This window comes from Streptomyces sp. NPDC047108 (assembly GCF_040643575.1).
In the GTDB taxonomy this organism is placed as follows: Bacteria; Actinomycetota; Actinomycetes; order Streptomycetales; family Streptomycetaceae; genus Streptomyces.
This window is the reverse complement of record NZ_JBEYUP010000018.1, coordinates 1-23,645: the sequence shown is the minus strand read 5'-3', so window position 1 is coordinate 23,645 and position 23,645 is coordinate 1. Positions and strand designations below refer to the sequence as shown.

The following is a 23,645-nucleotide window of genomic DNA, read 5'->3' as shown; positions in this document are numbered from 1 at the left end:
CGGCACACCCCATGGCGACGAGAACGAAGCGCTTGCGGAGTGGAGAGCTGTCAGTACCCGGTGAAACCAATGTGGAGCCCCTTGCGATCCCGGCGGCCGTCACCCATGGCTGACTCGCCGCCGACAACCGACGGGTCGGGCCTCGGCGTGAGGCCACCCTAAGGCCGTCACACCCGAGCACCCGTCAAGCCATTGACTCCGATGAGCCGTTGAGGGGAACGAGCGGCACGCCCCGCCGGGGAAGTCAATCAGAGGTGTTCCGACCGCTCTCCTTCCCTTCGGACTTCGCTCTCCTCGGAAGAAGCGGTACGGCCGCGGCCGCCAGGAACAGCACCCCGGCCGCCACGTAGTAGGCGGCCGAGACGGCAGCCGTCGTTGCGTGTTTGAGAGCGGGCAGCAGCTCCGTCGGGATCCCTGCCGGCGCCGCCGTTCCCTGCTCGGAGGCGGCAACCGCCTTGCCGATCGACCGTTCCACCCGGTCGTACTGGGACGCGGGAATGCGCGCGTAACCGTCCAGCGCCTGCCGGAGCCTCGCGCTCTGCTGCTGCGCCACGACAGTGCCCAGAACCGTGACCCCCAGCGCGGCGCTCACCTCCCTGCACGTCTGGATGACCCCCGCCGACGCGGCGCGGACCTCGTTCGGTACGCCGTTCAGGCCCGTGGTCCAGGCCGGCGCCACGGCCAGTGCGATGCCGGTGCCGAGGGCGCAGTAGGACGGCACCAGCCAGGCCATGTTCTGCTCGTGGAGCACCGAGGCCGCCCACAGCAGAGCTGTGGTGCACAGCGCCATTCCGATGCCCAGGGGGACCCGCGGTCCCACGCGGTCGTAGAGCCAGCCCCCCAGGGGTGCGCACAGGACCGTGGGCAGCGTGAGAGGAAGGATCCAGAGGCTGGCCTCCAAGGCGGTCATGCCGAGGACGTCCTGCAGCCAGATCACGCCGAACACCGAGAACCCGATGAATGCGAAGCGTGCGGCGGACACGACACCCGTCCCCACGGAGAATTCTCTGAGCCGGAACAGTTCGAAACGGAGCACCGGGTCCTGCCGTCGGCGCTCACGTACGAAGAGAAGGACCAGCAGGGCCGCGCCGGCAGGCAGCAGTGACAGGACGGCCGGGGAGAACCAGCCCCAGAACCGAGCCTGCATGAGAGCCAGGACCACGCACACCAGCCCCGCGAACAGCAGGGGCGCACTCACCCAGTCCACCCGTTCCGAACGCCGTGGCGCCGAGGTGACCAAGCGGCGTGTCAGGATCACGGCGGCAATGCCCAGGGGCGGGTTGATGAAGAAGATCGCGCGCCAGGAGAACGCCGTGGTGAGCACCCCGCCGATGAGCGGTGCCAGGCTGTAGAACGCCGTGGACGCACTCGCCGAGAACCCCAGTGCGCGCCCGCGTTGCTTCTGCCCGAACTCCTCCACCATGATCGCGTAGCACGCCGGGCGCAGGATCGCGCCGCCCATGCCCTGCACCGTACGGGCGATGATCAGCCACGGCTCCGACTGCGCCAGTCCGGCCGCGACCGAGGCGACGACGAACAGAATCGTGCCGAAGTGGAACGCGCGCGTATGCCCGAAGACATCCCCCGCCCGCCCGCCGATCGCACCGGCTCCGGCGAAGCCCAGAAGGTACGCGGTGACGATCCACTGGACGCCGGTCGCCGAACTGTCCAGACCGCGCTGGATGCTGGGCAGGGCGACCAGAACCACCAGCGCGTCGATGGCGATCATCGACGAGGCCCCGGTCATCACGGTCAGAACCGCCCACTGACGCCGCCTCTGCGAATGCGGCCGATCCATGCGCCTCCCTTCCCCGGCCCCTTCCTTCGACCCGAACGACCTGCCCGGGAACCGGTGAGTGCCCAGCGGAGCACGACGACGTAACGAGCGACCTGCCAGGCACGGCCGCCCGCTTTGAGGGGGTCGGCGCTCCGCGATCGGACCGTAGAACCAGTGGAGACGTCGAGGGCCCACTCGGAGGCCCGACACGTTGCTTATCAGGCCAACGGCCCCCTGAGCGGCGCCGAACCAGCGAGTGCGGGAAGAGGGCGGCCGGCGGACTGCGAATCGGCACGGGCCGGTGGGCTTGCGTCAGCGGCCGGACACGACGGGCTCCCCGTATGTGACCGGAGCGCGCGGGCAACCTGAGGCGGGGCCGGCGGTCAGAGCCCGGTCCCGGCCTTGGACGGGACCCCGCACGGGGAGGCTGTCCGCGGCGGGCGGGCCCTTCCTGCGGGCCGCGAGATGCCCGCGAAGCGTGGTGGATCGGATGGTCGTAAAGTGGGCATTCGAAATGGTTTGCAGAGTTTGCTCCAGGGAGGGCGGGGGCAATGAGTGCTGCGCTGAGTCCCGGGGTGGCCGTGCTGGGCGCCGGGCATCTTGGCTCGGCGATCGCCAATGCGCTGGTCCTGCGGGAGGTGGCCCGACGCGTCGTTCTCTACGATCGCCGACTGGCTCGTGCAGAGGGGGAGGCCTGGGACATAGGGGACGCGGTGCCGCATCTCCGGGAGCAGGTGATCGAGGAGACAGACGATCTGAGCGACCTGTCCGGAGTGAGCGTCGTGGTGGTGGCGGTGGGGCCGACGGTTGCGACTAGCCAGAACAGACTCGAACTCTTCGACGTGAACGCTTCCCTCATCGCGGACACCATGGCGGCCCTGGACGCTGTGGTTCCCGACGCCGTCGTCCTCATCGTCAGCAACCCCGTCGATCTGCTGACCCGTGTCGCCTTGGAGCACACTCGTCGTCCACCGAGGCTGGTTCTCGGTAGTGGAACGGTGAACGACACAGCTCGCTTGCGGTACGCGCTGGCACGCCGCATCGGCGTGGACCACGCGAACGTGCACGCCTACATCATCGGTGAACACGGGCAGAGCGCCTTCGTGGTCTGGTCCTCGGCGCTGGCCGGCGGCATCCGGATCGAGGACTTCCCGGCGGACCCGGGCGTCGGCGGTTGGGACGACCTCAAACGGGAGTTGGAAGCGTTCACGCATTCCCGAGGAGCGGAGATCCATCGGAGAAAGGGCTACACGAACTTCGGGACAGCCACGGCGGTCACCTCGGTCGTGCAGTCGGTCGTACGGGACGAGAGGCGCGTCCTGCCCGTATCGTGCTCGGCTGCGCCGGAGTATGGCCTTCCGCCAGGCACGGTGATGTCCCTGCCCTGCGTGGTGGGGGCGGCCGGAACCGAACAGTGCCTCGCGTTGCCTTTGGACGGCAGGGAATCAGCCTTGCTGACCTCCTCCCAGGCCGCTCTCCAGGAGGTCTACGAACGGAGAATGCAACGCTCTTGAGCTGACAGGCGCTCAGGAAATGTTCGAGTACGTCAGCTGATTCCCGGGTCACGCGGCTGTTCGACGCGTTCGAGGCACTTCACATAGTCGATGCCGAGGTGCAGGCAGTCATCTTTTACAGCATCGCAGACGGTGGAAGTGAGCCGGGGTGAGCGGCTGATGACGCTCAACTGGGAGTGTTTCGCGGAGCGCGATCCAACGAGGAGGTGGCTACCGCGATGGCCACTGAGTACGAGAAGCTCGCCTGAGAACCCGGATGAGGTGTAGCCGTAACGGTTGGGGGACCGCAGGAGAAGTGAATACGTGATGGCCTGCGGTGGTGGGGCTGTTGAGGGTGGTGCGAGGTAGGTCTGAACGACATCGAAGGCCCTGAGGTCGTCTTGCCGAGGCACGACACCGATTCTGCTGCCCTGCTGGGACCATTCGGATGTCAGCGCCACGTACCAGTCGCCGACCAGGACATCGACCGGCATCCGTGCGATCGGCGGCAGGTCAAGATAGTTGGTCAAGCCAACCGCCCCCTTTCTGCCGGTAGTTAGGGACACCAGATGGGCGCACCGAGCTGTCCAGGTGCGTTCCAGCCCTCGGAAGTAACAGGGCCGCCGTCATCGTTCACGGCGGGCTGGCCTTCCATCCCGTGGCCTCGTCCTGATCTGTTCGACTCGAGTCATGCAGTCGATGTCACGGCAGCGAGGCCGCGGCCTCGCTGAGAAGGTCAAGTTCCCACATCTCGATCTCGCGTTCGCCGGTGAACGCGATTCCCACGACCCCGCGGACATCACCCGTATCCCCGGGGACGGGAAGCGCAACCGCAGCTTGGGCGGCGACAGCGCAAGCGCCTGGACGTACGTCCCCCGTTGTGTCCTCACGAAGGTTGCAGGTCTGGACCGGGCGCTGGCGGCTCCAGGCGAGTCCTGCCATACCCTTGCCCATCTCAATGACTCGAGTGGCTGTTTGGACACTCTCAGGAATGTTGACAGCAGCGGCCATTTCCAGGAGATCGCCACGCACCAGGTGCACGGTACCGGCCACTCCGCCCTGTGAGACGAGGAAATTCGTAAGCCACGGTTTGTAGGTATCCATGCTGCGTGACTACCCAGCGTTGCACTCTCCGTCGGCGTGATCATACGTTCGGGCTATACGCGCCCACGACGTCCGTTGTTAGTGTGCACGTCTGGAGGTGTGTCGTATGCGAGTGGTGGGCTCCGTTGAGCGAGTGGGGGCGCTGTCGAGGGAGGAGTTCGAAAGAGATTTTGTTCAGGCTGATCGCCCTGTCATCATTTCTGGATCGATCGAACATTGGGCCGCGCGCAAGACATGGTCACCCGAGGAGCTGAGGGAGCGGATCGGTTCCGTACCCGTCCGCTACAAGATTTCGAGCAGCCATCTGCATCCCGACTTCGAGGCGGAAGCGGGAGCACCTCTGTTGGCCTCGGAGGAGAGCACATTCGCGGAGTTCCTGGATAAGCTACGGGGGCCCGATGCGGCCAAGTGCTTGTTGATGGGCGAAGATGCGCAGCTGATGCGAGTGACGCCCGGTGAACCACGTGAGATCAGCTCGAGTTTCAAACCGCTGATGGAAGACTTCGAGATTCCTCCGTATTTCAGCGAAGACCGCATCAACACGGTATGGTCATGGTTCGGTTCGGCGGGGCCTCGCACCTGGCTTCATTTCGACAACAACGGCTGCCATAATCTCAATGCGCAGGTCTGCGGGTCCAAGCGTTTTTGGCTCTTCCCGCCCGTCAGCCTTGAAGGGCTTTACCCCTTCGGATTTGATTCAGGAATCCCTCTGCCCAATGTCAGTCAGGTCAACATCGAAAGCCCCGATTGTGCACGTTTCCCGCTTTTCAGTGAAATGGAATGCCAGGAAGGAGAGATGCGCGAGGGGGACATGCTATTCCTTCCGGCCTTCTGGTTTCACAGCTTTCACCACCTCGGGGAATTTAACGCGAACATTACATTTTGGTGGCGCCCCGAGACTCTGCGCCTCAATCCGGTGTCCCGCCGCTGGGCCTGGCTGGAACTGCTCAACCGTACCCTCGGAGACCTCGCCGGCTCAGACGGTTCCACCGGGGGGTTTGACGAACTGCCAGCGGAAGCGAAGGACATCCTGCGCCGCATCGACGCCAGAGCCTGCATCGACTCGTGAAGCCTGCCGCGTGATCGGCGCATGTGCCCGACGCGGGCCAGGCGATCTGTTCGGCAATGCGCGGGGAAATCGCGCGAGCCGCAGCGCCCCCCAGCCCAGGACGTGTGTCGCACAGCGCGACGACCCTGAGGCTGAGGCACTCTGGTGCCGCGGGAGCACCCACCTGCAAGCAGGAAGACCGAGATGGCCGCCTCGTACGCATTCTCGTGGAGAGAAAGACTTGGTCTGTGCGCTGCAGCGCTCTCGACACTGGTCGTCCAACTGGACTGGCTCGCGGTCAACCTTGCCCTCCCTCAGATCGCTCATGACTTCTCGCAGTCGGCGACCAACCTGCAGTGGGTGCTGACCGCATTCATGCTTGCGTTCGGCGGCCTGCTTCCCATCGCCGGACGTTTCACCGACGCCTACGGCCGTCGGCGCATGACCATCTACGGAATGGGCGTCTTCATGGTGAGCTCGGGAATCTGCGCCGCTGCGCCGAACGTTGCCTGGCTCGTGATCGGGCGCGCTTTGCAGGGGGCAGGAGGCGCCTTCGTCGTCCCGGGCTCGGTCGCCATGATTGCCGGGGTGTTCGAAGGACGCCGGAAGAATATCGGAATGGGTTTCGTCATGGGAGCGTCCGGGGCCGGCGCAGCCCTCGGTCCGTTCATCGGCGGCCTCCTCGCGGAATTCGACTGGCGTTACGTGTTCCTCATCAATTTGCCGATCGGTCTTATCGCCATCCCCCTGATCTACTGGTGCGTCAGGCCGTCCTACGACCCTGTGGCAGCGGCCCTGAAATCACCGTGGCTCAGCGCAGGCGCCGTGGTTCTTGGATTTGTCGGGATCACACTCGCTGTGGACCGCGGATCCACGTGGGGTTGGGCGTCCTCGCTGACCCTGTTGTGCGCGGGAGGCGGGGCCCTCCTCCTGGTCGTCTTCGCACTGAATGAGAGCAAGGGCAGCCACCCCCTGCACGACCGCTCCTTCTACGCGGACCGGGTGGTCCAATTGCTGACCGCGACGGGGGCACTCTCGGTCATCGGCTACGCCATTCTGTCCACGTTCTCAGTCATCTATCTGCAAGAAGACCAAGGACTGCTGCCGTTGACGGCCGGATGCATCTTCCTGGCACTATCCATCCCTGACGCCGCCTCCAGCTACGTGGCGGGGAAGGTGGCCGCAAGCGCCTACAGGTACGTCTACCTTTGCGCGGCGATGGGATTGGCGGCGTTCGGTATCCTGCTCGTCACATGGGCGGAGTCCCTCGGCCTCTATGTGGTGGCATTCATGTTGTGCGGGTTGGGCATCGGGTTGACGGGTGGATTGACCAACGTGCTGACGCAGCATCGGGTATCGCCTGAAAAAGCCGGGGCGGCGGTCAGTCTCAGCCTCGCCGCCAAAATGCTCGCCTCGGCCATCGCTCTGGCACTGGCAGCCACCGGGCTGGAAACTCTCAATGGGGGAGTCCCGGGAGCCGTCAGCAACACCGGGGCCCTCGAGGCCATCCTCAGGGCCACCGCTCTCATGATGGGTCTGGGTTTCCTGCTCCTCGTGCCGCGAGCCACCAGAGCCGTCCGGGTCTCCGTCAGTCATGACGGAGCGCCACGGGATTGATCTTCTTGGCGTGCTGGCCCGGAAGTTTCGGCCGTGGGGAATTCAGCGGGGCGGTGAGGTCGGAGCGGCGACAGCCGACGCGCCACGCCAGGGTGCCGCCGGCGCGCTCAGCGCACCATCTTGTCCGGTGTCACGGGCACTTCGCGTACCCGAACCCCCGTGGCGTCGAAGACGGCGTTGGCGATCACCGGCGTGATGCCGACGATGCCGATCTCCCCGATCCCCTTCGCTCCCATGGGGTTGAAGTGGGGATCGTCCTCGTCGATCCAGTACGCCTCGACGCGCGGGGCGTCGGCGTGTGTGGCGATCGGGTAGGCCGTGAAGTCGTTGTTCACCACATGGCCGTACCGAGGGTCGACCACGCTCTCCTCACACAGGGCGAGCGAGAGGCCCATCGTCATACCGCCGACCAACTGGGAGCGGGCGGTTGCCGGATTGACGACCCGTCCGACGGCGAAGACTCCGAGGAGCCGCGGCACGCGGACCTCCCCGGTCTCGATGTGGACGCGCGTCTCGGCGAACTGCGCCCCGAACGCGTGCATCGCGTAGCGGCCCACCGACATGTTCTCCGGCGTACCGGCGCTAGCTTCGGCGCCTTCTCGGGGCGCCGGGCCGTGACGGTCGCGAAAGGCGCGGGCCGCCGCCACGATCGTCGAACCCCACGCGGACAACCCCATCGAGGCCCGAGCGGACACGGCGCGCGGCAGCGAGCTGTCACCGATGACCACATCGACGCAGTCGAAGGCGACCTCCAGAGCATCGGCAGCGATCTGGGTCAGGGCGGTTCGAGAACCGGTGCCGATGTCGCAGGCTCCGATCAGGACCAGATAGCGCCCGGCGGCCTGGGCCCGGACCACGGCCGTCGAGCTTCCGGGGGGAACGGGGTACGCAGGGTAGGTCGCGGCCGCCACCCCCTGACCGATGAGCCAGTCCCCCTCCCGCTTGCCGCCCGTGCCCGGCGGTCGGCGCTCCCAGCCGAAGCGGCGCGCGCCCTCGCGCAGGCAGCGCACCTGGTTTCTGCTGGAGTAGGGAAGGCCGCTCTCGGGGTCGCGGTGGGGCTCGTTGAGGACGCGCAGCTCGACGGGATCCTGGCCCAGGGCACAGGCCAGTTCGTCCATGGCGCTCTCGAGGGCGAACATCCACGGCGCTTCGCTGGGTGCGCGCATCGTGGTGGGCAGGGAGAGGTCGACGGGGACCAGACGGTGCGTCACACGCCGGTGCTCGGCCTGGTACATCGTGCGGGTGCCGATGGCCGTTCGCACCGCGTACGGGGTGTATCTCGCGGTCTGTTCGGTCGCCTCGTGGGAGATCGCCAGGAGTCGTCCGTCGCGGTCCGCTCCGAGACGGAGCCGCTGGATCGTCGGGCTTCGATATCCGACCTGGGTGAACATCTGCTGACGCGTCAGGGCCACCTTGACCGGGCGTCCCTCCATCACCCTCGCGGCCATCGCAATGAGGACGTGATGCGCATGGGGCGCGTACTTGGAGCCGAATCCGCCCCCCACGTACGGGCACACCACACGAACCTGCTCCGGATCGAGGCCCAGGACCGGCGCCAGCATGTCCCGGATGGGGAAGGGGCCCTGGCTGGAGTCGTAGAGGGTCAGAACGGGGGTTTGCGTGGCGCCCCGCCAGAGCGCCACCGTGGTGTGGGGTTCCAGGGGGTGGTTGTGCACCATGGGGGTCCGGTACGTCCGGTCGACCGTGACAGCAGCGTCTTCCAGGGCCGCCTCGACATCTCCGGCGGAGAACTCCGTGGTCGTCCGTACGTCCGTGCCGGGGGCCGGATCCGCTGTGGATCCCGGGTACTTCTCCTCCAGCAGGACGTCATGCGGCAGTGGCTCGATGTCCACTTCTACGAGGGCGGCCGCTTCCCGCGCTGCCTCGGAGGTCTCGGCCACCACAGCGCCGACGTACTGATTGCGGAAGTGGACGGACGCAGACTGCAGCACGAACAGCTCGTGGTTGCCGTGGAAGAACAGCCGGGGTGCGTTGTGATGGGAGAGGACCAGGCGCACCCCCTCCACGCCCTCCGCGCGCTGTGAATCGAACCGCGTGACCCGGCCCCGTGGCACGGACGCGGCGACCGGGTGGAGGTGAAGGGCCGCTTCCGGGCCGGACTCGAAGGCGTACGGGGCGTTCCCGAGGGCCTTCGCCCAGCCGTCGATGCGAGGCACCGGCCTTCCCACGCTGCCCTGGTGGTCCTTGTGCGTCATACGGTCTGACCTCGGGCCAGCGTCCTCAGGGTGGACACCAGGGTGTTACGGGCCATGGGCACCTTGTAGGCGTTTCCGGTTCCGGTGCGCGCATCGGCCAGCTCGGCGTCGGCGGCGGCGCGGAACCGGTCGTCCGTTGCGGGGCGGTCCTGCAGCAGGTTCTCGGCCCGCGTTGCACGCCAGGGCTTGTGGGCGAGCCCGCCGAGGGCGATGCGCACGTCGGCGACGCGGCCGTCCCGGGTCCCGAGCACCGCGGCGACGGACACGAGGGCGAAGGCGAAGGAGGCGCGCTCGCGCACCTTGTGGAAGAGGGACCGAGAGCCGTCGGGGGGCGGTGGCAGATCGATGGCGGTGATCAGCTCCCCGTGCTCCAAGACGGTGTCCCTGCCAGGGTTTTCGCCGGGAAGGCGGTGCAAGCGTGTGACCGGGATCGTCCGTACGCCGTCCGGTCCGTGGATGCGAAGGGTCGCGTCCAGTGCGCACAAGGCGACCGCCAAATCGGATGGGCAGACGGCCAGGCACGCGGATTCCGTACCGAGGACGGCGTTGTGGCGGTCGTACCCCTCGGCGGCAGGGCATCCGGAGCCTGGCTTCCGCTTGTTGCACGGGGTGCTGACGTCGCGGAAGTACACGCACCGCGTGCGCTGCAGGAGGTTACCGCCGACGCTCGCCATGTTCCGCACCTGTCCCGAAGCGCCCGCCAGGAGGGCCTGGGCCACCATCGGGAAGCGTTGCCTGACGAGCCGGTGGGCCGCGAGATCGGCAGAGCGGATCATCGCACCGATCCTCAGGCCACCGGCCGGCAGATCCTCCACCGTGTCGTAGGGCAGACGCGAGATGTCGACGATCAGTCCCGGGCGTTCGATGCCCAGTTTCATGTGGTCGACCAGATGCGTGCCGCCGCTCATGAAGACCGCCGTCGGGCTCTCCACCGCGGCGGTGACGGCCTCGTGCGCACTGCGGACGACGCGGTACTCCGGGTATGTCACTCCGCGGTCACCTCGGCGGCCGATGCGATCGCCGCGACGATGTTCCCGTACGACCCGCAACGGCAGAGGTTCCCGCTCATGCGCTCGCGGATCTCCTGCAGCGTCAGCTCCGGGCAGCCGAGGAGGTTCTCGCTGACGGCGCTGGGCCACCCGGCCCGATGTTCCTCGAGCATCCCGGCGGCCGAGCAGACCTGTCCGGGCGTGCAGTAGCCGCACTGCAATGCATCCTGTTTCACGAACGCGGCGTGGAGCGGATGGGGCGAGCCGTCCTGCGCAAGCCCTGCGGAGGTGGTGACGGAACTGCCGTCATGGGCGACGGCGAGTGCCAGGCAGGGCACGACACGGCGCCCGTCGAGCAGGACCGTGCACGCTCCACACTGCCCGTGATCGCAGCCCTTCTTGACCGATGTGATGCCGAGCCTCTCGCGCAGGGCGTCGAGCAATGTGGTGCGGGTGTCGACGTTCACCGACAGCCGTCGTCCGTCCACATGGAGGACGATCTCCGAGTCCATGACGGCCTCCTTTCACCGCTTCACCGCTTCGCCGCTTCACCGCTCGAGATGCACCGCTTCGCGGGAGCCGAAGGACACAGTGTCCTCCGGATCCCGCAGGTGTCCGGGTCCCCTCCGACATGGCGCGCACGGGTTTCACACGGGGGGAGGACCGGCGGCACCACGCCCTTCCCCACGGTGTCTTCACATCGAGGTGAATCGCGGCTCAGGTGCGTGTCGGGGTCATGCGCATTACTCAGGTGATGGAGTCTCTGTTTTGTCTGAGGTCTAGCTTGTTGCGGGTGGCGGTGAGTTGGCATCGCCTACGGCGGTGGCCTCACCCGCGATGGGCGACTCCATCACGGCCCCGGTGGCCAGCCGCAGCCCTGCACGCCGGCGCACGGCCTGGGCGACGATCCGGTGCTGCGGCCGGAACACGGCCGGCTCGTCCTTGGCGTCGAACAGTGCGCCTCACCACCACCCGCCACACGTCATCCGAAGATTTCGTGCTCCCTGCGCCCAAGGGGCACCGTCGAGGACCTTCGCCAGATCGTCGTCAGACTCTGATGTCAGACGGTAGAACCCTGCGCCAACTCGGTGGGCAGATCATGGCCCCAACGCCATGCCGTCCGCGACCCGCCCCCGTGGGCAGAGTGGCCCCTGCCCTCCCCTGGACGGCGGACAACGGGTCCGGTTCGGGGCGCCCCGCGGGGAACACACCGAACGAGCCGCCGGCCTGGTACTCACCGGCGGGTGACGCGCTGTTCCGAGGAAGGTGCCCCGTATGAGCAGGCTGGAGGCCCATGGGCGCATGGTGGGCGACATCGTGTCCGCCGCGCACCTCACCACGCTGGAGCAGATCCCGGACCTGGTCACCGAGCACGCGGCACGGGCGGGATGGCCAGAGGTGCTCATCTATCTGGCGGATCTGCAGCAGGAATCGCTGTACCTGCTGAGCGGACAGGAAACCGACGCAAAGGGACGGGCTGGCGGCTCCGACGACAGGCCGGCCGCACTCCGCGTGGAAGGCACGCTCGCAGGCCGCGCCTTCCAGACGGGCCACGTCCTCGCGGCCACACCCGCCTCATCTGGGCAGTGGTGGGTCCCGCTCCTCGACGGCACGGAACGCCTGGGCGTCCTCCGGGTCCGTGCAGGCACCGATGCCCACCCGGAGGACGCGCAGGACCTGCGCAAACTCGCCGGGCTGATCGCCCTGTTGATGGTCAGCAAACGTGGCACCAGCGACTCGTACGCCACCCTGGTGCGCCGCCGGCGCATGGGTGTGGCTGCTGAGATGGAGTGGCGGCTGACGCCCCCGCGCACGTTTGCCACCGACCGCGCGCTCATCAGCGCCGTGATGGAGCCCGCCTACGAGGTGAGCGGAGACGTTTTCGACTACGGCATTGCCGGGGAAAAGGTCAACCTTTGCGTCTTCGACGCCATGGGCCACGACATCGCGGCCGGTCTCACCGCGAACCTCGCCGTGGCCGCCTGCCGCAATCACCGGCGACAGAACGGTGGGCTTCTGGAGACTGCCGAAGCCGTCGACCAGGTCCTCACCGCGGAGTTCCACGGCAGCCGATACGCCACCGGCATCATCGCGACCCTGGATCTCGCGACCGGTTCCCTGTCCTGGGTCAACCGCGGACACCACCCGCCGGTCGTGATCCGTGGCGGCCGCACTGTTGTCACCCTGGCCTGCCCGCCCGCACCTCCGATGGGCACAGGAATCGATGCCGGAGCAACGCTCTGCCACGACCAGCTCGAACCGGGCGACCGTCTGGTCCTCTACACCGACGGAATCACCGAGGCCCGCAGCCCCGGGGGAGAGGAGTTCGGCCTGACTCGATTCACCGACTTCCTCATCCGCCACCACCACGACGGCTTGCCGGTCCCGGAGACCCTGCGACGACTGATCCGGAGCCACCTCGACTACCACCACGGTCAGCTGGACGACGACGCCACGGTCTTGCTGGTGGAGTGGAACGGACCGACCCCCTACCCAGTGGCGGACGTCGAAGCGCTGGCCGGGCTGCCGCCGGGCAGCGCACCCGCCGATGCCCTCACCCCCGCGTGGGGCGCTCGAGACGATCAGGAAGAGAGCTGACCGACCACTGGCCCCAGTGACTCCTCGGGTGAACACCTCGCAGTCATGCTCCTGCCACGAACGTACCGGGGTGGCACGAGCATTTCCCCTGCAGGCCGCTGAGCGCACCGCGCTCATCCGCTGGGTCGGATCTGCACCGGCAGATCCTGAGGTGGAAGTGTGACCGCCCGAGCGAGGTGGACGCGCACCTCTCCGTCAACCCGACCTCACCGTCGATGACGATGGCCGGGCTCATCAGCCATATGCGATGGACCGAGCACACCTGGCTGGCGGTGTTGTTCCGGCCGCCGCTCCCGCGCGGCGGGGCCCGCCCCTGTTCCGTGTGTGTCAGGCGGCCTGGATCAGTTGGGCTCGGCCGAGGAGCAGGGCGTAGCCGCTGGGGAGTTGGGTGAGGATGCGGGTGAGGGCTGCGTGTCCGGCGAGTTCGGCGACGATGGTGAGGACGGCGCCGACGTCCCAGCGGGTGGTCGCGGGGGTGCCGCCGGTGCGGTCGGCGAGGTCCTTCACATAGCCCCAGCCAGTGAGGTGTTCGGTGGCCGGGACGTGTGCGGCGTGCGGCGTACCAGCCGCGGCAAGGGTGAGGCGCTCGACGACGGCGGTCGGCACCGGCCTCTCGCGGGCCGAACTCGGCACTGATCATGAAAATTCACTGCTCAGGCTGGACAGGGATGCACGACGGCCGGCAGGCGGGCCGGTGCGCAGCGTCCTCCTGGCCCCGCCTCCGCTGTGCGGGCTCGCCCACCAAGGTGACTTAGCGGCTAAGCTATTGAGGCTTCCGGTCGGCCAGACCCCGGCGGGACACCTACCCGGTCACCCTCTACCGCCCTGCCCCCGTCTCGTCCCATGGCGGACCGGCATGCTGCGAGCCGCACCATGACGTGTATCGGAAGTGGAACTGGATGGCACTCGCCGAGTCCGGGACGGGCGCGTGAGGGCACCCGTCCCGGAGCGGCGTCGGCTCAGAGCTGCCGGTAGTAGACAGCGACCGGGAGCTGGGTGCACCCGAGCCTCTCGTACAGGGCCCTGGCGGGTGCGTGGAAGAGGTCTCCTCCGGTGCCGATCTCGACTACTTCGGCTCCGATGGTTCGCATGTGTTCGAAGGCGTGCTCGCACAGGGCGGTGCCCACGTGGTGTCGGCGGTGCTTGGCCGAGACAGCGAGGATCGTGACACTGCCGTTCCTGCGGGCGGGGTCGACGCTCCACGCCACGTAGCCCGCGATGCCGTCTTCGGCTTCGGCGACCGCGACGTACGCGTGCTGTTCGGGTGCATGGAGCTCGGCGACCTGTTTGCGGTAGTCGTCGCGCCAGTTGCCGTGCTGGTTGGTGAAGACGACCTCGCCTACCAAGGGTCGGAAGGAGTCCTCGTAGAACGGCCGGAACGTTTCGATGGTCAGTTCGGTGAGTGGAGCCACGTCGTGCTGAACGAACGCGCGAATGAGCATGGAAGTGCGCCTTTCGGGCTGAGGGCTTGATACCCGGGGAGAAGAAGGGCATCGGTCGGCCCGCTCCTGGCCGATGGATTCGGCGGTGAGCAGGGCCCTCAGTGACGGGTACGCCAGGCGGCAAAGCACTCCATGGCCCGAACCATAGCAGCCAGGGTGTTTCGCGAATCGCCGGTCACAGCCACCCGCCGATGGCCGCGACGAGAACCGTCGTCTCGTAGCGGACCGCGGGTTCGCGTATCTGGTGGCCAGGCCCGGTGCCTCTGTAGCGGTTGATGCCGTACTCGACGCGTGGCGCAGACGATCGCAGGCCTTTGCGCAGGTAAGTGCGGTTCTTCCGAGATGCGTACGCCATATCCGCGCGCATGCGATCACGCCAGGGGGCTGCCCGCAGGCCCTCGCCGCGCTTGACGGGGGGGCGGGCGCCTGCCGCGAGGGCGAGACGGGCCGTGACCTGCTGGCCCATGGCCGTCTACAGGGCGCTGCAGCTCCGGAGGCAAAGCGGTGGGACGGCGGGCAAATACGGCCATATGGCGGATATAGTCTGAACGGAGATATGCGCAGTCTCAAGAAGCACGGAGATATGCGCAGTCCAATAAGCAGGGAGCGCGCACCGCTTCCGGGAAGACGTGCCGTGGCTCTCTCTTGGCGGCGCATGACCGGCCTGCGATGTGCACTTCTTGAGAATGCCGTCCCCGTAGGCCAGGCGACGGTGACCCCGCCGCATGGCGCCGATCCGTGAGGCCGTGACCTGGGACGGGGCAGCTCCGTCGGCCGCACGCGGTCGCCCGCTCGCGGGTACGTGCCGAGGCGGTCCCAGGATGCCGTTCAGTACTGACTGGTCAAGGCGTCTCGAGAGACGCAACCGGCCCGGTCTCTGGTACGTGAAAGGAAGGAGTGGACCAAGTGACCGTCAGTTGGCACGACGTCACCGCCCTCTCCGAAGCCCACGAGCGGCTCCTAGCCGGTATGCCGGTCGGGTCGGTGGTGCGCGACCCCATCCAGGCCTCCTGGCGGCGGTGCCGGTCCCTGGGCCTCGAGCCGGACCACCGCGGCAACCTCCCCTACCAGCAGGATCCGGACGACGTCTTCACTCTCGCCGACGCCGCCCGCCCCGTGCTCGAAGACCTGGAGTCCCGCCTTTCGGGCATCCGGATGACCGTCCTCCTCAGCGACGAACACGCCCGGGTGCTCCAGCGCCGGGTAGGCGAGCCACCGCTCAATCGGTATCTCGACTCCATTCAGCTCGCACCGGGATTCGCCATCCCCGAGGAGGTCATCGGTACCAACGGGATCGGCACAGCCCTGGCAACGCGGCGGCCGGCCTTCGTATGCGGTCGAGAGCACTACTCGGACCACTGGCGAGACATCGCCTGTGCGGGCGCGCCCGTGCGCGACCCCTTGAGCGGACATGTCATCGGGGTGCTCGACCTGACGTGTCTGCGCGTTCACTCCCAGTCCTCCATGCTGGCCATGGCCCTGGATGCAGCCCACGACATCGAAACGCAGCTGCTGCGACGCGCCACGTCCCGCGAACGCGCCCTGCTCCAGGCGGTACACGCCGCCCGCCGCCGGACGACGACCGGCGGACCGGTCAGGCCAGGGACTCCGGCGGCCGACATGCTCGACAGCCACGACCAGCGGATTCTGGAGGAAAGCGCGGATGGGCTGATCTCTTTGGGGCGGGCCGGTCTCGCCGAAGTGCAGCTCCCGCGCGGGCGTACCGCTGTCCTCCACTGCCGACCGGTCACCAGCCCCTCCGGCGTCACGGGCTTCGCCGTCGAGGCCGTCATCCCTCCCGGTGTCATGCATCGCCTCACCCCGACGGAGCACGAGGCCGCACCACCAGACACCACCCCGCGGTTCCCCTCGCCCCGCGGCAGGCCCGTTGTCGTGGAATCACCTGAGATGGCGGCCTTCCCCGCGACCGGCCCACCTGCCGAGCCGTCCACTCGCACCGATCCGTGGCTGCTCGCGGTGGGCGAGCCCGGCATCGTGCGGCTCGCCGCACGGGCCCGCGAGCGTCTGGGACTCCTCTACGACGCCAGTGCCTGTGTCGGCACCACACTGGACGTGACCCGGACCGCCGAGGAGCTGACCGAACTGGTCGCCCCCCGGTTCGCCGACTTCGCCGCCGTCGACCTGCCGCCGGCGGTCCTGCTCGGCGAGGAGCCGATCCGCGTGGACGGCCCGCTGCGCCGGGCAGCGATCACCGGCATCCATGAGGATTCCCCGCTCTACGCCGCGGGCGACCTGGTCACCTTCGCCGCGTCCACACCGCAGGCCAGGTCCCTCACGAGCGAGGATCCCGTCCTGGAGCCGGAGCTGGTCAAGGCCGCGGGGTGGCTCGCTCACGACCGAAGCGGCGGCGAGAAGGTCCTGGACGCCGGAGTCCACTCACTCATCACCGTGCCCATGCGGGCCCGCGGAACGGTCCTCGGCGTGGTCAGCTTCTACCGCTCCCGCCTCCAGGAGCCCTTCGATGACGACGACCTCTCACTGGCCGAGGAATTCGTCGGCCGGGCAGCGCTGTGCATCGACAATGCCCGCCGCTTCACCCGCGAGCACGCCGTGGCCCTGGCCCTGCAGCGCAGCCTGCTGCCGCGTGGGCTACCCGCACAACGCGCTGTGGAGGCAGCCCACCGCTACCTACCTGCCCGGTCCGGGGTCGGTGGCGACTGGTTCGACGTCATCCCGCTGTCCGGCGCGCGGGTCGCGCTGGTCGTCGGCGACGTCGTCGGTCACGGCCTGCATGCCGCCGCCACCATGGGCCGGCTGCGCACCGCGGTCCACAACTTCTCCTCTCTCGATCTCGCCGTCGACGAGGTCCTTGCCCACCTCGACGACCTGGTCGCGCGGCTCCAGCTCGACCAGCAGGAGGCGGAAAAGGGCAGCCAGGGGGAAACCGCAGGCCAAGAGATCATCGGCGGGAGCTGCCTGTACGCCGTCTACGACCCGACCACGCGGCGCTGCACGTTGGCCCGCGCCGGCCACCCGCCGCCGGCCCTGGTCCTGCCCGACGGCACCGTGGAGTACCTGGAGTTGCCCGCGGGACCCCCTCTCGGCCTGGGCGGCCACCCCTTCGAGACCGCTGAGGTCGATGTGCCCGAAGGCAGCCTGCTGGTCCTCTACACGGACGGGCTGCTCGAGCACATCGGCGATCGGGACGTCGCGCTGGGGCTCGATCAGCTGCGCAGGCTGCTCGCCCACCCGGCCCGGACTCCGGAGCAGACCTGCCTGGCACTGGACGCACTGATGACCACGCACCCCGACGACGACGTCGCCGTTCTCGTGGCCCGCACCAGGGCCCTGGACGCCGATCACGTCGCCACCTGGGACGTGCCCGCCGAGCCCGCCGTAGTCTCCCGGATCCGCAGCGAGGTGATCTCACAACTGACCCGGTGGGGCCTGGAAGAGCTGGCGTACACCACCGCGCTCACAACCAGCGAGCTGGTCACCAACGCCATCCGCTACGGCGGAGAGCCCATCACACTGCGTCTCGTGCGCGACCGCACACTGATCTGCGAGGTCTCCGACGGCAGCAGTACCTCCCCCCATCTGCGCCGTGCCCACACCACTGACGAGGGCGGTCGCGGCCTCTACCTGGTCGCTCAGCTCGTGCAGCGCTGGGGCACCCGCTACGGCGCCCACGGCAAGATCATCTGGACTGAGCAGCCCCTGAAACCGCTGCGCAATCGCCCTGTCGCTTTCGACGCCGCCTTGCCGATAGAAGCGATCTGAGCGAGGCGGCGGACCTGCCAAGTCCCAATGAAACAGTACGGAAGACCACGCCCTCCATGGCGAGTTGCCGGCGGGTCCGGGTCCGTGCGGCCTGGTGGGTATTCCGTGCCGTGTTCCTTGGCGTGTGCGGCTGCTTCTCGGGGGTTCGTCGCGCTTGGCTTCTGGTGTTCGGGAGGTACATGGCCGAGTCGGACTGTCACCGGCCCGGCCTGGCGGTCTTGTGCGGTGTGTGGGTTGGGGGGCCGCTGATGGGCGGTCCGTGGATGTCCGTCGTTACGTTGGTGACTTCGCTCCTGCGTGGTGGCCGATCGTCATTCCTCGGGGCGTTTGGCGTGCCGGCCCGGGCTGCGCGAGGTCGTTGTCAGGCCGTGTGCTCCGCGTTGGCGTAGTGCTCAAAAGGTGCGTAGCGTGAATATGTGGGTGCTGCGAAGCAGGAGTGCCCTGGTGATCTGCCGCTCGAGCTGACGAGCTTCGTGGGGCGGAAGCGCGAGGTGGCCGAGGGAAAGGCTCTCCTGTCGCGGGCCCGGGCGGTGACGCTTGTCGGGCCTGGTGGTGTCGGGAAGACGCGCTTGGCTCTGCGGATGGCTGCCGAGATGCGTAGAGCGTTCCCGGACGGGGTCCGTTTCGTGGATCTTGCCCAGCTCCGCGAGGGCGACCTGCTTCCCTTTCTGGTGGGTGAGGCGCTGGAGGTCCAGGAGCAGTCCGGTGGGGACGTGACGAAGGCCCTCTGCCGCTCTCTGCGTGGCCGGCAGTTGCTTTTGATCCTGGACAATTGCGAGCACGTCGTGGACGCCTGTGCGCAGTTGGTCAACAGTGTGCTGCGAGCCGATCCGGGCGTGCGGGTCCTGGCGACGAGTCGGCAACGTCTCGGTGTCACGGGTGAGCATGTGCAGCCGGTCTCTACGCTGCCCGTCCCCGCAGTGAACGATGAGGGCCCCAGTCGCTTTGCGCCCACCGCCCTGGCGGAGTTTTCCGCCGTTGCGTTGTTCGCCGAGCGGGCGGCAGCAGTCACCGATTTCTCCCTCACCGAGGAGAACTGGCCGACCGTGGTACGTCTGTGCCGCCGGCTGGAAGGACTGCCGCTGGCGATCGAGCTGGCGGCAGTCCGCACCCGGACGATGTCGGCCGCCGAGATCCTGCGGCGGCTCGATGACCAGTTCGGGCTCCTGGAGTCGATCGACCAGGCCACCCCTTCGCGTCATCGCACGCTTCTGGCCACCGTCTCCGACAGCTACGAGTTGTGCTCGCCGGAGGAACGGCTGCTGTGGGCCCGCGCGACGATCTTCGCCGGCCCTTTCGAACTCGAGGCGGCCGAAGGTATCTGTTCCGACGGCCGTTTGCCGACCGGGAAGGTCCTTGATGCGGTGGCGGGGTTGGTGGACAAGTCGGTCCTGACGCGGGAGGAGTTGGCGGGGAGTGTCCGGTTCCGGTTGCCCGACTCGTTGGCGCAGTACGGTCGGCAGCGGCTGCACGAAGCCGGTGAGGAGGGGGAGATGACCCGCCGGCACCGGGACTGGTATCTGGAGTTGGTCGAGCGGATGGAGGGCGAGTGGTACGGCCCGAAGCAGCTCGACTGGTCGCGGCGTATGCATCGCGATCACGCCAACCTGCAGGTGGCCCTCGCGAATTGCCTGACCGCCCCGACAGAAGGTCAGGCCGCGTTGCGCATGACCGCGGCCATGGTCCCCTGGAACATGTCCGGGATTTTCACCGAGGCTCGGCTGTGGCTGGACCGGGCTTTGGCGCTGGATTCCCGCCCCACACCCGCCCGGGCCCGCGCGTTGCGGGCCCACGGGATCATCTGTGCCATCCAGGGAGACACGGCTACCGGTCACGCGGCTCTCGAAGAGTGCCGGGACCTGGCCCGGCAGGTCGGTGACCCCTTCTTGGAGGGCTTCGCTCGCGGCAACCTCGCCCTGGCCGCCACGCGGGAAGACCCCGAGGAGGCGGGTGCGCTCGCCGAGGAGGCACTGACGTACCCGGAGTACGCTCAGGACCCCCAGGCGTGCGATGCATGGCTTGCGCTGGTCATGGTCCGGTCGATGCGCGGGGAGTACGAGGGGGCGATAGCGGCCAGCGAGGCGATACTCCGCCGCAGCGCCGCATGCGGGGAGATCTCCTACCGCTCGTGGGCTCTGGTGGCGCGTGCGGTGGCGGACTTCGGCAAAGGCGACCAGGCTACCGCTGCCGCGCATGCACGCGAAGCCATGGAGATCAAGAGGCAGTTCGGTGACACCGTGGGGATAGGCCAGGCCGTCATGGTGCTGGCCTGGACCGCGCTTGGCTCCGGAGATCTCGAGCGCGGGTGTGTGCTCCTGGGAGCACACACCCGCCTGCGTAAGTCCTACGATCTCTCCGGAGGCTTCCTGCCTTGGGATGCGCAAACCGATCAACTCGCCGTCCGGGCGCAGCAGGGTCTGGGCGAGGATGCTTTCCAGCGGGCTATTGCCCGTGGTCTGGAGTTCGACCTCGAGCAGACCGTCGGGTATGCGCTCGGTCTTGGCGAGGGGCCGGTCACTGCCAAGGGCGGAGCAGTGCCGAGTCCACTGACCAGGCGCGAGGAACAGGTCGCTGAACTGGTGGCTCAGGGTATGTCGAACAAACAGATCGCCCACCATCTGGTCGTGTCCCAGCGCACCGCGGAGGCGCACGTCGAACACATCCTGATCAAGCTGGGCTTCACTTCACGCGCCCAGATCGCCTCCTGGTACACCCGGCGCGAACCCGCCTGACCCGGGACCGCGCTGTGAGGGACACGGCGGGCGCCGTGAACTCCCGGCGGTCGGCCGCGGGGTTGTACGGCCCTCAGGTGTCACTCCCGCAGCCCCAGTCCGCGATCACCGCATGAGACAGGTGGGTCCTCTGCCGTGGGTTCTCTTCGCCTCTGTTCACCGGGGAAGTGTCGTCCGTACTCCCGGGCGCGATCGGGCTGGGAGGACAACGGGGATGGGGCAGAGCGATTTCGGCCGTCTGCTGGAGGAAGTCCTCGGGGCTGCAGCAGTCGGGATGGGCCGGTTCCTGGCCGGTCTGGTCCCGTGACGTCTGGGGCGTTCTCTCTCCCCCCGGGGTCGCACCGGCGTCGGGGCACTGCCTGCGCGAGGATCCGGTGCCGCGGCCGGGAGGTGCCTGGCTCGTCCTCGGCGCCGAGCAGCGCGGGCGACACCCGGGTGGGTTTGTCACTTGGGGGCGCGGACGAGATGTGTGTAGGCCTCGGCGAGTGAGCGGGTGACCTTTCCCACGGGGTAGGTTCGGTCGTCGATTGCGCGGACGGGCTGGACTTCATAGGCGGTCCCGGTGAGGAACACTTCCTGGGCGCTGTCGAGTTCGGTGGGTTCCAGGTGGCGTTCTCGCACGGTGATGCCGAGATCGCGGGCGAGGCCGATCACTGTCTGCCGGGTGATGCCGTTCAGGAAGCAGTCGGGGACCGGGGTATGGAGTTCGTCGTCGATCAGCAGGAAGAGGTTGGCTCCGGTGGCTCTGCGAGCCGGCCGCGGAAGTCCAGGAGCAGTGCGTCGTCGTATCCCGCCTGCTCGGCAACTCCTCGAAGCAGCACGTGCAGAACACAGAAGCACCTACCTGCGCGCGGCAGAGCCCGGCCCGGTCTCCGAAGCAGGCTGATCCCTCGCCTGCCACAAGGGCTCCTGCCCCGGGGCATCCCACAGGGCATCCTGCCGAACATCGACTGCGACAGCCGTCGGATCCCACCCGAAGGAATGACGAAGGAGGTGCGCGCTGGTTCGAAAGGCAGGGCGCGGGGCCTGATGCGGGCGCAGACCTCGGCGGAGAGCGACACGCCGGCTACGTGCCCCCACCTTCACCGACCAGGTGCACCCTTGACGTCTGACGGGCGGTCATCTCCTCCGTCGCCGACGCTCGATGTGGCCTTCCAGAGAGCAACGCGCGGGTGGTCACGACGCCGGTGGATCAGGAGTTGACGCTCGCCGTGACGGGGCACGTTCCCAGGCTCCTCTCTTCCAGAAGCGCGCCACAGATCGCGTCGATCGCCGCGACACCGCCATCGCCTTTACGGGCGCTGCCAACGAGCTGAGCTACTCAAGACTGCCGTTGGAGAGCTACCTCGATTCCCAGCCTGGGTAAGCTACGGAATCGTCCATGGAGCCCTCACAGCGGCCGGGCCTGCGCGTTCCGACCCGATTCGTGACCATGAGCGGTCCGCAGGGAAGTCGGGCGACAGGCGCGGCGGCCGCGTAGTCGGCATCGGGAGTTGAGGGGGAGTGCGAGTGGGTAAGGAGGCTGCGCCGGCAGGCGGCAGGACAACGGGATCGTCCGTGGCTATGGCCGTCGTGGGAGCTGGCTACTGCGTTGTCTACCCGGCCTTGGTGCTTTTGGGGGCCGGCGGTTGGGTGTGGGGAGAGCCTCACCGTCTGACCTCGTTCGAGTACATGCTGTACGCAATATACGGAACGTTGGGTGTCTTTCTTATCTGGGGTGCGCGAAACCCCATTCGATACCGGCCACTGATCGACTACACCATCGTTTCGAATCTTCTCCATGCAACTGCCATGCTCTACTTCGCTGTAACTGATCACCGGGAACACGAGCATCTCGGCGTCACAGGGGATGTCGTCGGCACCTATGCCGCCCCACTCATCCTGCTCGCCGGACATCCAGCATTCGGAATCGCTCAGCTCCGCCATCGGCGCAGCAGTGACACACAGTGAGCGTTGGATCATGCCGTCATATTCGACGGCCTTGGAAAGGAACGCGCGATGAGTAGTTGGTGTGCCGAACGCCTCCCCAGGGGGCCACTCGTCGGCTGAGACGCGCTGCGGGTGGCTTAGCACTCGTGGTGCTCGGCGGGACGCTGATCGTTGCGCGTGCGCATAAGCTTGCAGAGTCGTCTTTCTCGTACTCCTGCGGTGGATCCCGCCAGTGCCGGGCGGATACCGGTGCATGCAGCGATGGACCGGCTCTTGGAACACCTGGCCCGGCCCTGGGGTCGACGGGCGACCTGGGTGCCGTAGGGGAGGCATTGGGGTCCCGGTAGGAACGGAACGAAAAGCGGGGTTTTGCTGTCAAGTCTTTTGACGACCCGTCTGATCCGAGATGGGCTTCTGCACGACAAGCGTCAGTTTCGGTGCCGCGCAGCGGGGTCCTGGCTGGCGACTTGCCGGGCGACGGCGTCCACGCCCGGCCGTGCGTACCGTTCCAGGGAGCGGACGGAGGCGTGGCGGGAGCAGCCCAGGGTGGTGGTGCGACGTGTGTGTGACGATCTGGTGTTGTGGCCGGGGCGCGGTTGGGTCATCGTCGGTGTCGAGCAGCGTGGGCGACGTTTCCAGGGCCTTTTGGTTCCCGGCCCCCGGGCTTCACCTTTCAGCGCGTCGGCATCTGGTCCGGCCCGTAGGGTGACCGGCCCCTTGCGGGGTTCGGGTAGCGCGCCGGAGCGTGCCGCGGTCCCGGGGGAAGGCGGGGTCGCGGCGGCCGTGTTGCGGCACTCTCAGGGTGCGGCGCAGATCGTAGGGCCTGGTGGGGCTCGGCGGTGGACCGGCATCCGCGTCATGTTGCGAGCTGCGATCGGGTCTTGCTCCGCGATGTCCGCCGGTCTGGACGGTCGCCAGGCCAGTGCTCATGGTGACCTCACGCGGGGGCGCCGAGCGGC

Annotated in this window: 15 protein-coding genes and 2 pseudogenes; 8 read left to right on the top strand and 9 right to left on the bottom strand. The window is 67.8% G+C overall.

Features of this window, described 5'->3' with window-relative positions; genetic code table 11:
- Nucleotides 1-244 precede the first annotated feature (244 nt).
- Nucleotides 245-1,798 (bottom strand): MFS transporter, encoded by a 1,554-nt coding sequence (locus ABZ822_RS26310; protein WP_360859164.1) that lies wholly within the window; start codon nucleotides 1,796-1,798, stop codon nucleotides 245-247.
- Nucleotides 1,799-2,328: 530 nt separating this feature from the next.
- Between ABZ822_RS26310 and ABZ822_RS26305 the strand changes: the two genes are divergently transcribed.
- Nucleotides 2,329-3,291 carry a hypothetical protein gene (locus ABZ822_RS26305; RefSeq protein WP_360859161.1) on the top strand — a complete coding sequence of 321 codons (963 nt, stop codon included), beginning with the start codon at nucleotides 2,329-2,331 and terminating at the stop codon, nucleotides 3,289-3,291.
- 32 nt (nucleotides 3,292-3,323) lie between these two features.
- Here ABZ822_RS26305 and ABZ822_RS26300 read toward each other — a convergent pair whose 3' ends face one another.
- Together ABZ822_RS26300 and ABZ822_RS26295 are read right to left on the bottom strand one after the other, a co-directional pair.
- Complete coding sequence (locus tag ABZ822_RS26300; RefSeq protein WP_360859158.1) at nucleotides 3,324-3,800, bottom strand: hypothetical protein; 477 nt, start codon at nucleotides 3,798-3,800, stop codon at nucleotides 3,324-3,326.
- A 172-nt stretch (nucleotides 3,801-3,972) separates the two neighbouring features.
- The gene (locus ABZ822_RS26295; RefSeq protein ID WP_360859155.1) at nucleotides 3,973-4,374 is read right to left on the bottom strand and encodes a GAF domain-containing protein; all 402 of its coding nucleotides are present in this window, start codon (nucleotides 4,372-4,374) and stop codon (nucleotides 3,973-3,975) included.
- Nucleotides 4,375-4,480: 106 nt separating this feature from the next.
- Here ABZ822_RS26295 and ABZ822_RS26290 point away from each other — a divergent pair, with 106 nt between their 5' ends.
- Nucleotides 4,481-5,443 carry a cupin-like domain-containing protein gene (locus ABZ822_RS26290; protein WP_360859152.1) on the top strand — a complete coding sequence of 321 codons (963 nt, stop codon included), beginning with the start codon at nucleotides 4,481-4,483 and terminating at the stop codon, nucleotides 5,441-5,443.
- 183 nt (nucleotides 5,444-5,626) lie between these two features.
- Entirely contained in the window at nucleotides 5,627-7,039 is a 1,413-nt protein-coding gene (locus tag ABZ822_RS26285; protein ID WP_360859149.1) for an MFS transporter, read from the top strand.
- A 107-nt stretch (nucleotides 7,040-7,146) separates the two neighbouring features.
- Here ABZ822_RS26285 and ABZ822_RS26280 read toward each other — a convergent pair whose 3' ends face one another.
- Genes ABZ822_RS26280 through ABZ822_RS26270 form a run of 3 tightly spaced genes read right to left on the bottom strand, consistent with a single transcriptional unit; the run spans nucleotide 7,147 to nucleotide 10,756 of the window.
- The gene (locus tag ABZ822_RS26280; protein WP_360859146.1) at nucleotides 7,147-9,255 is read right to left on the bottom strand and encodes a xanthine dehydrogenase family protein molybdopterin-binding subunit; all 2,109 of its coding nucleotides are present in this window, start codon (nucleotides 9,253-9,255) and stop codon (nucleotides 7,147-7,149) included.
- The gene (locus ABZ822_RS26275; RefSeq protein WP_360859143.1) at nucleotides 9,252-10,244 is read right to left on the bottom strand and encodes a xanthine dehydrogenase family protein subunit M; all 993 of its coding nucleotides are present in this window, start codon (nucleotides 10,242-10,244) and stop codon (nucleotides 9,252-9,254) included. The genes ABZ822_RS26280 and ABZ822_RS26275 overlap by 4 nt, the downstream gene beginning before the upstream one ends.
- Nucleotides 10,241-10,756 (bottom strand): 2Fe-2S iron-sulfur cluster-binding protein, encoded by a 516-nt coding sequence (locus tag ABZ822_RS26270; protein ID WP_360859140.1) that lies wholly within the window; start codon nucleotides 10,754-10,756, stop codon nucleotides 10,241-10,243. Before ABZ822_RS26270 ends, ABZ822_RS26275 begins: the two co-directional genes overlap by 4 nt.
- Before the next feature lie 763 nt (nucleotides 10,757-11,519).
- Here ABZ822_RS26270 and ABZ822_RS26265 point away from each other — a divergent pair.
- Nucleotides 11,520-12,842: a PP2C family protein-serine/threonine phosphatase gene (locus ABZ822_RS26265; RefSeq protein ID WP_360859137.1), complete on the top strand. Its 1,323-nt coding sequence runs from the start codon at nucleotides 11,520-11,522 to the stop codon at nucleotides 12,840-12,842.
- A 70-nt stretch (nucleotides 12,843-12,912) separates the two neighbouring features.
- A pseudogene (locus tag ABZ822_RS26260) lies at nucleotides 12,913-13,123 on the top strand (DUF664 domain-containing protein); the annotation flags it as partial.
- Nucleotides 13,124-13,169: 46 nt separating this feature from the next.
- Here ABZ822_RS26260 and ABZ822_RS26255 read toward each other — a convergent pair.
- Together ABZ822_RS26255 and ABZ822_RS26250 are read right to left on the bottom strand one after the other, a co-directional pair.
- A pseudogene (locus ABZ822_RS26255) lies at nucleotides 13,170-13,391 on the bottom strand (DUF2267 domain-containing protein); the annotation flags it as partial.
- 410 nt (nucleotides 13,392-13,801) lie between these two features.
- The gene (locus ABZ822_RS26250) at nucleotides 13,802-14,284 is read right to left on the bottom strand and encodes a GNAT family N-acetyltransferase (protein WP_360859134.1); all 483 of its coding nucleotides are present in this window, start codon (nucleotides 14,282-14,284) and stop codon (nucleotides 13,802-13,804) included.
- A 906-nt stretch (nucleotides 14,285-15,190) separates the two neighbouring features.
- On the opposite strand from ABZ822_RS26250, the gene ABZ822_RS26245 reads away from it, so the two are divergent.
- Nucleotides 15,191-18,025 (top strand): SpoIIE family protein phosphatase, encoded by a 2,835-nt coding sequence (locus ABZ822_RS26245; protein WP_360859131.1) that lies wholly within the window; start codon nucleotides 15,191-15,193, stop codon nucleotides 18,023-18,025.
- A gap of 416 nt (nucleotides 18,026-18,441) precedes the next feature.
- Nucleotides 18,442-20,757, top strand: a complete 2,316-nt coding sequence (locus tag ABZ822_RS26240; protein WP_360859129.1) for a LuxR C-terminal-related transcriptional regulator — start codon at nucleotides 18,442-18,444, stop codon at nucleotides 20,755-20,757.
- Between the two features lie 444 nt (nucleotides 20,758-21,201).
- Here ABZ822_RS26240 and ABZ822_RS26235 read toward each other — a convergent pair whose 3' ends face one another.
- Nucleotides 21,202-21,597 carry an aminotransferase class IV gene (locus ABZ822_RS26235; protein ID WP_360859126.1) on the bottom strand — a complete coding sequence of 132 codons (396 nt, stop codon included), beginning with the start codon at nucleotides 21,595-21,597 and terminating at the stop codon, nucleotides 21,202-21,204.
- Nucleotides 21,598-22,320: 723 nt separating this feature from the next.
- On the opposite strand from ABZ822_RS26235, the gene ABZ822_RS26230 reads away from it, so the two are divergent.
- Complete coding sequence (locus ABZ822_RS26230; RefSeq protein WP_360859427.1) at nucleotides 22,321-22,707, top strand: BphX family protein; 387 nt, start codon at nucleotides 22,321-22,323, stop codon at nucleotides 22,705-22,707.
- The last annotated feature ends 938 nt before the right edge of the window (nucleotides 22,708-23,645 follow it).

What these genes read in the sequence shown, in the direction of transcription:
- ABZ822_RS26310 (WP_360859164.1), bottom strand. Translation starts at nt 1,798, where the DNA reads ATGGATCGGCCGCATTCGCAGAGGCGGCGTCAGTGGGCGGTTCTGACC.
- ABZ822_RS26305 (WP_360859161.1), top strand. Translation starts at nt 2,329, where the DNA reads ATGAGTGCTGCGCTGAGTCCCGGGGTGGCCGTGCTGGGCGCCGGGCAT.
- ABZ822_RS26295 (WP_360859155.1), bottom strand. Translation starts at nt 4,374, where the DNA reads ATGGATACCTACAAACCGTGGCTTACGAATTTCCTCGTCTCACAGGGC.
- ABZ822_RS26290 (WP_360859152.1), top strand. Translation starts at nt 4,481, where the DNA reads ATGCGAGTGGTGGGCTCCGTTGAGCGAGTGGGGGCGCTGTCGAGGGAG.
- ABZ822_RS26285 (WP_360859149.1), top strand. Translation starts at nt 5,627, where the DNA reads ATGGCCGCCTCGTACGCATTCTCGTGGAGAGAAAGACTTGGTCTGTGC.
- ABZ822_RS26280 (WP_360859146.1), bottom strand. Translation starts at nt 9,255, where the DNA reads ATGACGCACAAGGACCACCAGGGCAGCGTGGGAAGGCCGGTGCCTCGC.
- ABZ822_RS26270 (WP_360859140.1), bottom strand. Translation starts at nt 10,756, where the DNA reads ATGGACTCGGAGATCGTCCTCCATGTGGACGGACGACGGCTGTCGGTG.
- ABZ822_RS26265 (WP_360859137.1), top strand. Translation starts at nt 11,520, where the DNA reads ATGAGCAGGCTGGAGGCCCATGGGCGCATGGTGGGCGACATCGTGTCC.
- ABZ822_RS26250 (WP_360859134.1), bottom strand. Translation starts at nt 14,284, where the DNA reads ATGCTCATTCGCGCGTTCGTTCAGCACGACGTGGCTCCACTCACCGAA.
- ABZ822_RS26230 (WP_360859427.1), top strand. Translation starts at nt 22,321, where the DNA reads ATGGCCGTCGTGGGAGCTGGCTACTGCGTTGTCTACCCGGCCTTGGTG.